Origin of the sequence: Magnetofaba australis IT-1 (genome assembly GCF_002109495.1) — a bacterium.
Taxonomy (GTDB): domain Bacteria; phylum Pseudomonadota; class Magnetococcia; order Magnetococcales; family Magnetococcaceae; genus Magnetofaba; species Magnetofaba australis.
Genome location: NZ_LVJN01000021.1, coordinates 447,855 through 462,140 on the forward strand (window position 1 = coordinate 447,855; position 14,286 = coordinate 462,140).

The following is a 14,286-nucleotide window of genomic DNA, read 5'->3' on the forward strand; positions in this document are numbered from 1 at the left end:
CGCATCCCCCTCGGGATTGCGCTTGTTCAGTCAGCTCTGGCGCACCCGCAAAAATACGGGCGATTTGTGCTTATATCGACTCTGACGCCCCTGTGTCAACCCACGTGGACGCGCGCAAATGCTGGGTTTGTCTTTTTTTTCGTGATTTTCACCCCGTCGCCAACCTGCGCAAAGAGCGTCGCAATAGGGTAAAACCCGGCTTTTAGACGCAAAACAGCCCGGAATCGCTGTTAAAGAGCAGGATTTACAGCGTTTCCGGGCTGATTTTGGTCATGTGCTCAGTGCGGCAGAGTGGGCGACTCATCGCCCAATTTCTTTTCCGCCGGAGTCGGCGGCGCCGCCGTCGTCTCTTCGTCGCCGTCGGCCAGGGGTCGGCTGGGCGACTGGGTCAGCGCCAGTTCCAACACCTGATCCATGTGGCTGACCGGATGAATCTCCAGATCCTTGAGCACGCTTTGAGCGACCTCTTTGAGGTCTTTGACGTTCTCTTCGGGGATCAGCACATGTTTGATGCCGCCGCGATGGGCCGCCAGCAGCTTCTCCTTGAGGCCGCCGATGATCAGCGCGCGGCCGCGCAGAGTGATCTCACCGGTCATGGCCACGTCTTTACGCACCGGAATGCCGGTCAGGGCGCTGCACAGGGTGGTGCACATGGCGATGCCCGCCGACGGGCCATCCTTGGGCGTGGCGCCCTCGGGCACGTGGATGTGGATATCGTTCTCCTGGAAGAAGTCGGCGCTGATGCCCCACTCCCGGGCGCGGGAGCGCGCATAGGTCAGCGCGGCCTGTGCCGACTCCTGCATCACGTCGCCCAACTTGCCGGTGATGGTGACCTTGCCTTTGCCCTCCAGGGTGATCGCCTCGATGGTGAGCAGCTCGCCGCCCACCTCAGTCCAGGCCAGACCGGTGGTCACCCCCACATGGTCATGCTCTTCGGCCAGACCGAAGCGGTATTTGCGCACGCCCAGATGTTTTTCCAGATTTTGCGCGGTGATCGCCACCTTTTTGCGCGCTTTCTCAGTAAGCAGGATGCGCGCGGCCTTACGGTTCAGACTGGCGATCTCGCGCTCCAGATTGCGCACGCCGGATTCGCGGGTGTAGTAGCGGATGATATCCAGCAGCGCCGAGCTGGAGAGGGAGAACTCCTTGGCGTCCAGACCGTGGTTCTCCATCTGCCGCGGAACCAGATAGCGGGTGGCGATGCGGGTCTTCTCCTCCTCGGTGTAACCGGCCAGACGGATCACCTCCATGCGGTCCAGCAGTGGCCGCGGGATGTTCAGACTGTTGGCGGTGGTGAGGAACAGCACATTGGAGAGGTCGTAATCGACCTCCATATAGTGATCGTTAAACGCGCTGTTCTGCTCCGGATCCAGCACCTCCAGCAGCGCCGACGAGGGGTCGCCGCGGTAGTCGTTGCCCACCTTGTCGATCTCGTCGAGCAGGAACAGCGGATTTTTCGTCCCCGCCTTCTTCATCGACTGAATGATCTTGCCCGGCATGGAGCCGATGTAGGTGCGGCGGTGGCCGCGAATTTCGGCTTCGTCGCGCACTCCGCCCAGGGAGATGCGCACATACTCGCGGCCGGTGGCGCGGGCGATGGATTTGGCCAGGGAGGTCTTACCCACCCCCGGAGGGCCCACCAGACACAGAATGGGGCCTTTGATCTTCTCCACCTTCTGCTGCACCGCCAGATGCTCGATGATGCGCTCCTTGACCTTCTGCAGGCCGTCGTGGTCCTCATCGAGGATGCGCTCGGCCTCTCGCAGGTCGTGCTTGAGTTCGCTGGCCTGGGCCCAGGGGATGGAGACCAGCCAGTCGATGTAGTTGCGCACCACCGTGGCTTCGGCGGACATGGGCGACATCTGCTTGAGCTTCTTAAGCTCGCTTTCGGCCTTTTTCTGGGCCTCTTCGGACATGCCGCACTCTTGGATCTTCTCCGCCAGTTCGGTCAATTCGTCCTTTTCGTCATCCTTTTCGCCCAGCTCCTTCTGGATCGCCTTCATCTGCTCGTTCAGATAGTAGTCGCGATGCGACTTCTCCATCTGACGCTTGACGCGGCCGCGAATGCGCTTCTCCACCTGGAAGACTTCGATCTCCTGCTCCAGGGAGACGTACAGACGCTCCAGCTGCTCGATGACCGAATCCACCTCCAGCAGGGCCTGTTTGTCAGCCACTTTCAGGGTCAGGTGGGAGGCGGCGGTGTCGGCCAGACGCGCGGGATCGTCGATGGACTGGAAGGTCATCAACACTTCCGGCGGCACCTTCTTGTTGAGCTTTGCGTAGGCCTCGAACTGGGTGATCACCGAGCGCATCAGCGCGCGCGCTTCGGCGTCGCTGTAGGGCGGGGCCACCATGGGTGAGGCTTCGGCTTCAAAGAAGGGCTCGGTCTGGGTGAAGCGGTCGATGCGCAGCCGCCGCATCCCCTCCACCAACACCTTGACGGTGCCGTCGGGGAGTTTCAGCAGTTGCAGAATGGAGCCCTCCACGCCCACTTCGTAGACATCTTCGGGGGTGGGGTTGTCGGTGGAGGCGTCCTTTTGCGACACCAGCAGGATGCGGCGATCCTCTTCGCGACCGGCGGTGACGGCGTCCAATGCCTGAATCGAACGCTCCCGACCGACGAACAGCGGCACGATCATGTGGGGAAACACCACAATGTCCCGCAAGGGCAACACCGGCATGCGGATGGCGTCGGCGAATTGGTCGATAAAGTGGCTCATAAGGGGGGGTCGCTCTCGCTGCCGCCAGCACGCGGCCTGGGCGCGCCATCATGGGCGCCCAGGCGACCGCCTGCGGCATAGGGGTTTGAAAGGGGTTGCGGCTTACGCCTTGGCTTCCATGGGTTCGTCGGCGTAGATCAACAGCGGCTCGGTCTGCTTCTCCACCACTTCGCGGTTGATCACCACCTCGCGCACGCTCTCCTTGCTGGGCACTTCGAACATCACGTCCAGCAGGGTGGTTTCGAGCAGGGCGCGCAGGCCGCGGGCGCCGGTTTTGCGCTCGATGGCCTTCTCCGCCAGCGCCTCCAGGGCGTTGTCGGTAAAGGTCAGGCGCACATTCTCCATCTCCAGCAGCTTTTGATACTGCTTGACCAGCGCGTTCTTGGGCTCGGTGAGGATTTTGATCAACGCCGCCTTGTCGAGTTCCTCCAGGGTGGCCACCACCGGCAGACGGCCGACGAATTCGGGGATCAGACCATATTGCAGCAGATCCTCCGGCTCCAGGTCGGCCAGCAGCTCGTTGATTTTGGCCTCATCGCTCTCGCCGCCGCCCACGGTGGCGCCGAAGCCGATGCCGTGGTGCTTGGTGGAGCGGCGCTCAATCACCTTCTCCAGACCGTTGAAGGCGCCGCCGCACACCACCAGGATGTTGGTGGTGTCCACTTGCAGATACTCCTGCTGCGGATGCTTGCGCCCGCCCTGGGGCGGCACCGAGGCGATGGTGCCTTCGATGATCTTCAGCAGCGCCTGCTGCACCCCTTCGCCGGAGACGTCGCGGGTGATGGAGGGGTTGTCGGACTTGCGCGAGATCTTGTCGATTTCGTCGATGAAGACGATGCCGCGCTGGGCCTTCTCCACATCGTTATCGGCGGCCTGCAGCAGACGCAGGATGATGTTCTCCACATCTTCGCCCACGTAACCGGCCTCGGTGAGGGTGGTGGCGTCGGTGATGGTGAAGGGCACGTCCAGAATGCGCGCCAGGGTCTGCGCCAGCAGGGTTTTGCCGCTGCCGGTGGGGCCGATCATGAGCACGTTGGATTTGGCGATCTCCACCGCGTTGTCGGCGGAGCCTTCCTGATTTTCCAAGCGCTTGTAATGGTTGTACACCGCCACCGATAGCACCTTCTTGGCCTGGCTCTGGCCAATGACGTATTCGTCGAGGGTCTGTTTGATCTCGGCGGGGGTGGGGACTCCGGTGCGTTTGGTTTCGATCTGACCGCTCTTGTCTTCGCGGATGATCTCCATGCACAGATCCACGCACTCATCACAGATGAACACCGACGGGCCGGCGATGAGTTTGCGCGCCTCATGCTGGCTCTTGCCGCAGAAGGAGCAGTGCAGAACGCTATTGGAATCCGAGGTTGAATTGGACATGTGTGAAACTCCTGTTTGACGGATGCGCGCCGGTGGGCGGTTGTGTCCGGCGCGTCTCCGTAATACGCGGCGACTCAAATTGCTGGGAAATTACTCGCCGTCTTCTTTGGCTGCGACTTCGCGTTTCTCAATCACCTGGTCGATCAGACCGTACGCCTTGGACTCTTCGGCGGAGAGGAAGTAGTCCCGCTCGGTGTCGCGCTCGATGGTCTCCAGCGGTTTGCCGGTGTGGTCGGCGAGCACCTGGTTGAGGGTTTGGCGAATGCGCAGGATCTCCTGCGCATGAATCTGGATGTCGCTGGCCTGACCCTGGAAGCCGCCCAGAGGTTGGTGGATCATCACCCGCGCATTGGGCAGGGCCAGACGCTTGCCTTCGGCGCCGGCGGTGAGCAGCACCGCGCCCATGCTGGCGGCCTGGCCGATGCACAGGGTGCTCACCTGGGGGCGGATGAACTGCATGGTGTCGTAAATCGCCATGCCCGCCGTCACCGAGCCGCCGGGGCTATTAATATAGAGGTGGATATCCTTGTCCGGGTTCTCCGACTCCAGGAACAGCAGCTGCGCCACCACCAGGTTGGCCATGTGCTCTTCCACCTGACCCACCAGAAACACCACCCGCTCCTTGAGCAGGCGGGAGTAGATATCATAAGCCCGCTCACCGCGGTTGGTGGATTCCACCACCATAGGCACCAAACTCATACAGACTCCTTTGGGTTACATTGGCCTTTTGGTTGCCTCATCCCGCCACTCCATGCGGGGTGTTTGGCGTCAGCGCGGCGCCGTGGCACGCGCTTGAATCACATTGTCTGCCGCCACTCCGGCCAGCATTTTTCCCCCAGTAATTGTGCAATAGTCATCGTGCAATTTCTACGCCGCCAGCGGCGTCGGCGTGCGCCCCAATCGGCCCAACACCTGCAAAACCGCGCCTCTTGGGGGATTTTACGCCCACCAGTGTTGAGACAGAGAGGTCATCAAAAGGTGTCGACAAATCGACAAAATTGATGACAACGCCACATTTTGTCGTGTGGGCGCACTCAACCAAGACTCCCATGATGCGCAAAAGGCCCGGCAAGGGGCAACCCCTGCCGGGCCTTGCATGCCCGTCGTTTGCAAAAAATTTGCGCGCGGATTACGCCGACTGACCCTCTTGACGCTCCATCAGCGCCTCAAAGGAGAGCGATTCGTCGCTCACTTCGGCCTGCTTGATGAGCCAGTCGATCACTTTCTCTTCCAGAGCGCCGCCTTGGATCTCTTCCATGCGCTTGGGATCTTCGCGGAACATCTTCTTGATCTGCTCGGCCTGCTCGCCCTGCACATAGGAGGAGACCAGGGCGTCCAGACGCGCCTCGATGGCGGCGTCGTCCACCTTCAGCTCCTCTTTGCGGGTGATGGAGCCCATCAGCAGGCCCAGGGTGACGCGCTCGCGGCCCTTGTCCTGGAACTCGGCGCGCATCTCCTCTTCGGGGATGTTGAGCTGATCGGGGTCGATGCCCTGCTGCTTGTACTGGGCCTTCATGCCCTCCACCAGACCATCGATCTCCTGCTCCACCAACTGGCTGGGCAGATCCACGGGGTTGGCTTCCAGCAGTTGGCGCATGATCTGCTGTTTGAGGTCGTTCTGAATGGTCTGCTGGGCGTCCTGCTTGAGGCGTTTTTCGATCTCTTCGCGCAGCTTCTCCACACCGCCGTCGGCGATGCCCGCCTTCTTCGCCAGCTCGTCGTCCACCGCCGGCATATTGGCCTTCTTGACCTCTTTAATACCGCACTTGAACACCGCTTCCTTACCCGCCAGCTCTTGGCTGTGGTAGTCGGCGGGGAAGCTGACGGTCACATCCTTCTCTTCGCCCGCTTTAACGCCCACCAGCTGCTCTTCAAAGCCAGGGATGAAGCGGTTGGAGCCCAGGTCGAGGACGTAGTCGTCGGCCTGACCGCCGGGGAACAGTTCGCCGTCAATCGAGCCGGAGAAGCTCATGCGCACCTGGTCGCCCATTTCCGCAGCCTCTTCGGAAGGCTGGTATTCGGCGTGGTGCTGCTGGATCTTCTGGATCACCCGCTCCACGTCCTCGCCGCCGATCTCCACATTGGCGCGGGTCAGCTTCAGGCCGGTGTAGCCCTGGGGCTCAATGGTGGGGAAGATCTGGATCGAAGCGGTGTAGGTGAAGTCCGCGTCTTTGGTGACGTCGCCCACCTTCAGGGTGGGCATGCCCACCGGACGCAGGGACTGCTCGGAGAGCGCCTGGGGATAGGTGGTCTGGAACAGACGCTCGGCCACATCGTTCTTCACCGCGTGGCCGAAGCGCTGCTCGATGACTTTGCGCGGCACGCGACCGGGGCGGAAGCCGGGCAGTTTGGCCTGCATGGCCAGTTTGCTCAGCTCGGCGTCCAGCATGGCGTTGACTTGCTCGGCGGGCACAGTGATGATCACGTCGCGATCAAAAGCGCCTTTTTCTTCGACGGTGACTTGCATGGGTGAATTTCCGTGGTGTGGTTGACTGAATGACGGCAAGGCCCGCAGCGTTGCCGCCCGGCGGGTCTTACAGCAGTGATGAGACGGTTTTGGTGCGAAAGGGGGGACTCGAACCCCCACGCCTTGCGGCGCCGGATCCTAAATCCGGTGCGTCTACCAATTCCGCCACTTTCGCGCAGGCGTCGACAAACGACGACGCCCCATACAAAGAACCCGGCCTGGGGCCGGGATCTGATGCCAAGCAACACGCGGCCTGAGTGGTCATTCAGAGCGTGGGCTGTATAAAAATGGGGCGAAGGACGGGGTTCGAACCCGCGACCACCGGAGCCACAATCCGGGGCTCTACCGACTGAGCTACCTCCGCCACATGGGGTCTTGTCCAACACAACGCCCGGGGGCGTTAATGACTCCTCAGACCCGCCACTGAAGTGGATTCGGGATACTAGCGCCAATGGCGCCGTTTTGCCAGAAAAAAATCACGCCGAAAAAAAATCCTCCGGCAAAGCAGCGCGCCCCCGCCCCTACTCCGCTTTTTGCAGCGTCTCCTGGAATTTGGGAATCTGGCTCTGCAGACCCGCCACGCTCTCCACGTCCAGCACAAACGCGATGCCGGTGCCCGGTTTGGCGAACTCCCCCGCCTCCGAGGCCGCCGCCAGCACCGGCTCCACCAAATGCTGCTCCAGCAGCATCAGAATCACGTCGCGCTGCACGTCCAGAGTCAGGCCGAAGAAGGTGCGCGCTTCGTGAATCCCCGCCCCGCGTCCATTGATGATGGTGGCCCCGGTGGCCCCGGCGGCCTTGGCGGCGTCGACGATGCGGTCGGTTAGGTCGGTGCGCGAGGTCACCACAATCACTTTGAATTTCATGCCCAGCGCTCCAATTCGGCCAGTGCAAAATTGAGTGGGGTAAAGGCGTGACGATGAAAGATATCGAGGGCTGCGCCCTCGAGCTCCCAACTGCAACACCGTGGGGCGCCGCCCCACACCCCGCTGGGGGCGCGGCCCCCAGACCCCGGAAAATGCGGCCATAAATGTCCGCATTTTCCACCTGGAAACTCCTTTGCCTCCCCTCCCGTTTCGCGCGGGGGGAGAGACTATCTTAACGCCCGTCCCGCCCGCCACTGGGCGATCTGCGCATACGCCATCACCGTGATCATGGGGAACAGACTGGCAAATGCGATCAAACCAAACCCGTCAATGGCCGGATTGCGCCCCGGAATCGTCGCCGACAATCCCAACCCCAGCGCCGCCACCAGCGGCACCGTCACCGTGGAGGTGGTCACGCCGCCGGAATCATACGCCAATGGCACAATCATCTTCGGCGCGGTCATGGTCTGAATCACCACCACGATATAGCCCACCACAATGTATGTCACGATGGAGGTGCCGGTGACGATGCGGAATGTGCCCAAGGAGATGCCCACCGCCACGCCGATGGCCACCGCAATGCGCAGCGGCAGCGGTTGGATCGCCCCGCGCGACACCTCACTGGCCTTGATCGCCACCGCCAGCAGCGACGGCTCGGCGATGGTGGTGGAGAAGCCGATCAAAAACGCGAACAGATAGACCCAACCATAATCGGACCAGGAGAAGGCGTCCGGGGTGTGGTCCAGACCGAACACGAACTGCGGATTGGAGAGCTGTTCAGCCATCAGTTTGCCGATGGGGAACAGCGCATGCTCCAGCCCCATGAGGAACAGCGACAGCCCCAACAGCACGTAGATGAGGCCCACCGCCACCATTTTGGGGTTGTTGAGGCGCTCTTTAAGGATGATGAATTGGAACGCCCCCATCAGCGCGATGATGGGAAATACATCGCCTATGGTGGAGAGCAGAGTGCGCAGCAGCTCCAGCGCCAAGTCCATCTCAACCCCCTCCCACGCCGAACACCCACACCCCATAGCCCATGACGAAGATCATGGGGAACAGACTGGCGAAGGCGATCAAGCCAAAGCCGTCGATCATGGGGTTGCGGCCATGGATCACCGAGGCCAGACCCACCCCCAGGGCGGTGACCAGCGGCACGGTGACGGTGGAGGTGGTGACGCCGCCGGAGTCAAACGCGATGCCGATGATCGCTTCCGGCGCGATGAGGGTCAGCGCCACCACAATCACATAGCCGCCGATGATGATGTAGTGGATGGGCCAGCCCATGAGGATGCGGAACACGCCCAGGGCGATGGCGAAGCCCACCGAGAACGCCACAGAATAGCGCAGTCCCGCCGCATAGCTGGCGCGGGCGGCCTTGTCGGCGCCGATGGCCCCAGCGTCGGCGGCGACTTGGGCGGCCTCCTTGGCCACCGCGATCAGGGCCGGTTCCGCCACCGTGGTGGCGAACCCCAGCAGAAAACCGAAGATCAGCAGAATCCACAGATTGCCGCGCCGCGCCAGGGCGTAGGCCATGCCTTCACCCATGGGAAACAGCGCCATCTCCAGGCCGCGCACAAACAGCGCCAGCCCCAGCACCACCATGGCCAGACCGCCGAGGATCTCCACCAGATTGGGGAACGGCTGGCGCAGAATCAGCAGTTGGAACACCGCGATGACGGCGACAATGGGCAGCAGGTCCCGCGCGGCGTCGCGCAACCAGCTTAGGATCTCCAGCCACGGGCGCAGCGGTGCGGACATGGGATCAGTTCAGCGCGTCATAGGGGCGCTTGCGGCGCCGCGAGAGAATCGAACCGATGATCATCCCCAACACCAGGACGCCCGCCCCGGCAGAGAAATACAAAGCCTCCTTATTGTTCTCCAAATCACGGTTTTCACTGGTGATTTGCGCCAATTGAGTAGTCAGATCGCTGACTTCGCGCTTATAGGCCTGATTCTCCTGCTCCAGCCGCAGGGCGTTTTGCGAAGTCTTGGTAATGTGCGCCAGCTTCACTTCCAGCTCACGCTGGTCGCGCAGATTGGCCTTGAGCTTCTTGACGTCTTCGAGCAGACGATCACGCTCGTTCTCGGCGCGTTCGCGCGCTTTAAGGGCCTGATCCAGCAGATCCCGCGCGGCGGGCTGCTCCATCAGAAAGCGGCTCAACACCCACCCCTGCACGCCGCGCTTGTTGCTGATCAATGTCCAGCCGCGCGAGCCATCCTGACGGCTGCCCTGTTGAATCACATCCACCGCTTCTCCGGAGACCGGCTGCGAGATGATCTTCGATGACGGCGAGGGCTTGGTGCGCATGTTGATGGGCAGTTTGTCGGAGACATACCGCGTCACCGCCTGCGCTTGTGACGCGCTCATCAACAGGCCCAGCGCAACAAGCCAGACGCTGCCGTGAGTCAAACCGCGAAAAGAGAGGAAAATGGAGCAACGACGAAAGCTCTTCATGGAATTCCCGTATGCGAGTGGCGGAAACAGACCGACGCGCGGTCCGAGCCCTTGGCAAATTCGGACTAGTCAGTATAGTTAAGCAAGACGGGCCCGGCAACCGCGACCAGCGGCGCGCGGGCCCTTCGTTTCTGATCCCTGCCCTGCTGACCCCTGACCTGTTGACCCATAGCGTGAGGATGCCGCCATGCCCATGGCCCAGATGGTGGAAAAAGTCAAAGTTCTGATCGAGGCCCTGCCCTACATGCGCCGTTTTGAAGGCAAGACCTTCGTGATCAAGTACGGCGGCAACGCCATGGTGGACGATCAGCTGAAAAACGCCTTCGCCATGGACGTCATCCTGATGCGCCAAGTGGGCATCAATCCAGTGATCGTGCACGGCGGCGGCCCGCAGATCGGTCAGATCATGACCCGTATGGGGCTCAAACCCCACTTCATCGATGGTCTGCGCGTCACCGACGAAGAGACCGTCAATGTGGTGGAGATGGTGCTGGCCGGCAAGGTCAACAAGGACATCGTCAATCTGATCAATCTCAATGGCGGCCGCGCGGCGGGCTTGTCTGGCAAGGATGGCCACACCATCCAGGCGCGCAAACTCACCCATGTGCGGCGCGGCCCGGAAGTCAAAGTGCCGGAGATCATCGACCTGGGCTGGGTCGGCGATGTGGAGCGCATCGACACCACTCTGCTGGACCGCTTCCGCGCCTCCGACATCATCCCGGTGGTGGCCCCGGTGGGCGTCGGCGCCAAGGGCGAAACCTACAACATCAACGCCGACTCGGTGGCCGGTCACCTGGCGGTGGCCATGGGCGCCGAGAAGTTGATTCTGCTCACCGACGTGCCGGGCGTGCTGGACACCGAGGGCAATCTCATCAGTCAGACCCCGGTGGACGACATCAACCATCTGATCAAGACCGGCGTCATTCGCGGCGGCATGATCCCCAAGACCGAAACCTGCCGTCACGCCCGCAACAACGGCGTGAGCGCCGCCCACATCATCGACGGGCGCATCGAACACGCCCTGCTGTTGGAGGTGTTTACCGATCGCGGCATCGGCACCGTTATTATTTGATGGTTGGCGTGAAACACAGGGGGAAATGAAAGATATCGAGGGCTTCGCCCTCGAGCTCCCAAGATCAACAACCACACCGTGGGCGCCGCCCACACCCGCTGGGGGCACAGCCCCCAGACCCCGCCGCCGACCAGTCGGCGGCCAATAGTCAGCGCAAGCCGAATCTACGTCACGCAAATATTAGCCGCTCTGTGCAAAATTGAATAATGAAAGATATCGAGGGCTTCGCCCTCGAGCTCCCAAGATCAACAACCACACCGTGGGCGCCGCCCACACCCGCTGGGGGCACAGCCCCCAGACCCCGCCGCCGACCAGTCGGCGGCCAATAGTCAGCGCAAGCCGAATCTACATCACGCAAATATTAGCCGCTCTGTGCAGTTCCGGCTTCATAACGTTACGACGTAACGGTTATTCCGGCTGGAACTGCTTGCGGCAGCTCACGCACACCTCCAGCAGCGCCTCGGTCAAGCGCGCCAAACGCGCCTGCGTCGATTCCAAATTCAGCCGCCGCACATTGCCCAAAAAGGCGTTGGCCGGGGCGTTGTGTTTCTCCGCATGGTGCGGATTCTTGCGACTCAAGGCGATCTTCTCCTCCGCCAGATCCATATAACGCTTGGCGATCTCCTCCAGACCCGCCACCGCCTCGGCGTTGTGGGGGTCGCGTTTGAGCGCATTGGAGAAGTGCAGCCAAGCGTTCTCATCCTTTGGCCACATCAACCGATTGCGTTTGAGCATCTCCCGCCCTTTGGCCAACTGCTGCGCCACATAAGAAGAAGCGCCGTCATCCGCCGCCGTATCAGCCAACGCCGCAACATGCGCCTCATCTTCGTGCACCGGCGCCATGGGCTCGGGCGTGTTCTCCGCCTCAGGCCTGCTTCTGGCGGGCGTGGCGGGAGGCCCCTCTTCATGCGCGTCAGTCGGCGCCGTGTTCTTATCGCGCATGTCGCTCAGACGCACGCCATCCAGATCCATGGCGTCGAAATCGGGAATCCAATTGGCGGCGCGGCGTTGCGCCACGGTGAGTTGATCCCGAGTCATGGTTTTGGCGATGGCCTCACGATTGGCGCGCGCCTTGTTGCGCAGCGCATCGCGGGTGGCCAGACGTTCCGCCAGGGTGAACAGCACATGGGCGCGCACCGGGTCGCGGGTGACGCCGCGTCCGGTGGCGTACATGGCGCCCAGGGTCAATTGCGCCTGGGGGTGGCCCTGTCCGGCGGCGATATCGAAACTGGCTGCTGCGCGCGGCCAATCCTGGGCGCGGAACGCCTGCACGCCGCGGGCAAAGGCGGCGTCGGCATGGGTCAGGTCATGCAGCGACTGCCCATGGGCCAGCAGAGGGGCCAGCAGCACCCCCAACATCATGAGTATCCATGTCCAACGAGCCGCAAACGTCATCAGCTTTCCAAATCGCAAGATTGCATGTTCAAACAGTTACCAACAACAAATTCCGTGCAATGACTGCGCCAGCATCTTGATTTCACCCTGTTTGACGGGGAAAAATCAACTCTGGAACGCCAGATCGCGCCCACAGACCGCCGTGGGGATCAGGATTCCTCATCAGAATTGGTAGAGTATCTATCCAGAGCGCAGGAGAGAGCACAGAGCCGCCAAGTAGCCGCCGACTGGTCGGCGGCGGGGTCTGGGGTCCGCGACCCCAGCGGGGTGTGGGGCAGCGCCCCACGGTTTGTCTTTGTCTGTAGTCTTTGCCGTTTCCCGGCGAAAAGAGTGCGAGCCAGTTAGGTGGTGGGTGACGGGTTGGACGTGGAGCCAGCACGAAGGCCATCGGGGATACGGCAGGTGAGCAGGCCCGTAGGGCCGTCGTCCGCAGGACGGCGAACTGCACTAGAACTTCATGCCAGGGAAAGTCAAAAGTGTTTGCAGGCGGGGTTCAATTCCGTGACAGTCGCAGAATCTTGTCCTAACCCCCAGCCAGATCAGCAAGTGCCAGGTGATTGCCATCACTGTACATATAATTTATAGACATTATTGAACTTTCATTTCCCAGGAATATATTTTTTTAATAGATCAAGCACTGGTCCTAATTGTTTCATTAATTGGTCCAGGTGAATTACTTCTCCATCTCTTTCAAAACTACTACCGTGTGTTTCGATATTAATTCCAAACAGACGTTGAGCCAACTCCCTTTTCAGCTCAACCTGGATTGACTCATCAAGCTTCTCAATGAAAGGCCCAAATGCTTGTGTTTCTAGCGCAAACCAACGCATAGTTCTTTCTGAGTTTCTGTGAAGGGATGATTGTTTCCCAGCATATCCAGCTCCTCCTAGCAAAATGAGTGTTAATGAGAATGATAATAAGGCTTTTGACCAAATCACATCCCCAGATTTATTTACTGTGACATTAAATACAATCGCACATATCACCCAAATAACGGTTGCAACAATTGATCCTACAGCAAACCACCGCCAAAGATCTGCCGCTTTCTGTTGCTCTTTGTAGGCTTTTTTATAGCCCCCATACACCGTTGCATCTGCCGCCAAATCATGCAGATTTAATATACTTTCATATGTTTCTTGACTTTTCTTAAGATTTACTTCCAAATCATGCTTCTCTTTATCCAATCTATCTCTTATCTCTGCATGAATAACCTCAAACTCTTTTTCAATAGTTAATTTCAAATCTGATAATATTTGATCTTTTTTGTCGCTCACTTCTCGAGTTGTTACATCAAAATTGTTTTTATAGGTCTCCAGAATTTTTTCACGCTGACGTTCTAACTGTTCATTTTTAGCATTCTGGTCTTGAGTAAATCTATTTTGCCACTCACCAAGGATGGTTTCATATTTCTCATTGATTTCATCATAATTATTCTTAAGAGATGCCAATTCAGACTTTATATTGACAAGATCTGATTTCAACTCTTCAGATATATTTTCAACTTCTCTATACTCATCAAAAAGCTTAGCCGCATTCTCATGCGCCCACTCTTCTAATAAATCCTTTTCTCTCTCTTCTGCGGGAAAGCATTTTGTGAGAGTTATTAGCCTAGGAAGGAAATGAGTACTAATCGCAGAGTTTATTAATTTCAGATTAGCCAGATCTTTTCTGGCATTATAATTATTTATTGCTTTTTTAACATGCCCAAAATTGGAACCAAGTCCCTGTAGCGATGTTTCATCTAGAATATCGGCATTCTTTGGTTTCAAAATACCTTTAGCAAGTTGCAAAATCTTTATGATTCTGACAACTTCATCCTTCTCATTCTGCTCTACTATCTCTTTTTTTATTTGTATAAAGTATTTGTAGATATCATCAAGCTCTTTATAAGCCTGATTACTCTTAAGAAGTTCAACAAATCTACTCACTTTAAA

Annotated in this window: 11 protein-coding genes and 2 tRNA genes; 1 reads left to right on the forward strand and 12 read right to left on the reverse strand. The window is 59.2% G+C overall.

Going from position 1 to position 14,286, the window contains the following annotated elements; translation table 11 throughout:
* Window positions 1-278: 278 nt before the first annotated feature.
* From lon to MAIT1_RS20645, 10 genes are all read right to left on the reverse strand, one after another.
* A complete protein-coding gene (gene lon, locus MAIT1_RS20600; RefSeq protein WP_085446948.1) occupies window positions 279-2,720 on the reverse strand; it encodes an endopeptidase La in 2,442 nt (813 codons plus the stop codon).
* A gap of 102 nt (window positions 2,721-2,822) precedes the next feature.
* On the reverse strand, window positions 2,823-4,094 hold the full coding sequence (gene clpX, locus MAIT1_RS20605) for an ATP-dependent Clp protease ATP-binding subunit ClpX (protein WP_085446950.1): 1,272 nt from the start codon (window positions 4,092-4,094) through the stop codon (window positions 2,823-2,825).
* A 90-nt stretch (window positions 4,095-4,184) separates the two neighbouring features.
* Entirely contained in the window at window positions 4,185-4,793 is a 609-nt protein-coding gene (gene clpP / locus MAIT1_RS20610; protein WP_085446952.1) for an ATP-dependent Clp endopeptidase proteolytic subunit ClpP, read from the reverse strand.
* Between the two features lie 430 nt (window positions 4,794-5,223).
* Window positions 5,224-6,561: a trigger factor gene (gene tig / locus MAIT1_RS20615; protein WP_085446954.1), complete on the reverse strand. Its 1,338-nt coding sequence runs from the start codon at window positions 6,559-6,561 to the stop codon at window positions 5,224-5,226.
* A 90-nt stretch (window positions 6,562-6,651) separates the two neighbouring features.
* Window positions 6,652-6,736, reverse strand: a tRNA-Leu gene (locus tag MAIT1_RS20620).
* A gap of 113 nt (window positions 6,737-6,849) precedes the next feature.
* Window positions 6,850-6,925, reverse strand: a tRNA-His gene (locus tag MAIT1_RS20625).
* A gap of 157 nt (window positions 6,926-7,082) precedes the next feature.
* A complete protein-coding gene (locus MAIT1_RS20630) occupies window positions 7,083-7,427 on the reverse strand; it encodes a P-II family nitrogen regulator (RefSeq protein ID WP_085446956.1) in 345 nt (114 codons plus the stop codon).
* A 227-nt stretch (window positions 7,428-7,654) separates the two neighbouring features.
* Complete coding sequence (locus MAIT1_RS20635; RefSeq protein WP_085446958.1) at window positions 7,655-8,425, reverse strand: DUF1538 domain-containing protein; 771 nt, start codon at window positions 8,423-8,425, stop codon at window positions 7,655-7,657.
* Window position 8,426: 1 nt separating this feature from the next.
* Complete coding sequence (locus MAIT1_RS20640; protein ID WP_085446960.1) at window positions 8,427-9,188, reverse strand: DUF1538 domain-containing protein; 762 nt, start codon at window positions 9,186-9,188, stop codon at window positions 8,427-8,429.
* Window positions 9,189-9,192: 4 nt separating this feature from the next.
* On the reverse strand, window positions 9,193-9,885 hold the full coding sequence (locus MAIT1_RS20645) for a TIGR04211 family SH3 domain-containing protein (RefSeq protein WP_085446962.1): 693 nt from the start codon (window positions 9,883-9,885) through the stop codon (window positions 9,193-9,195).
* 187 nt (window positions 9,886-10,072) lie between these two features.
* Between MAIT1_RS20645 and argB the strand changes: the two genes are divergently transcribed.
* Window positions 10,073-10,957 (forward strand): acetylglutamate kinase, encoded by an 885-nt coding sequence (argB, locus tag MAIT1_RS20650; RefSeq protein ID WP_085446964.1) that lies wholly within the window; start codon window positions 10,073-10,075, stop codon window positions 10,955-10,957.
* A 408-nt stretch (window positions 10,958-11,365) separates the two neighbouring features.
* On the opposite strand, the gene MAIT1_RS20655 is transcribed toward argB, so the two are convergent.
* On the reverse strand, window positions 11,366-12,352 hold the full coding sequence (locus MAIT1_RS20655) for an SEL1-like repeat protein (protein ID WP_143814991.1): 987 nt from the start codon (window positions 12,350-12,352) through the stop codon (window positions 11,366-11,368).
* A 599-nt stretch (window positions 12,353-12,951) separates the two neighbouring features.
* On the reverse strand, window positions 12,952-14,280 hold the full coding sequence (locus MAIT1_RS20660; protein WP_085446967.1) for a hypothetical protein: 1,329 nt from the start codon (window positions 14,278-14,280) through the stop codon (window positions 12,952-12,954).
* Between the last annotated feature and the right edge of the window lie 6 nt (window positions 14,281-14,286).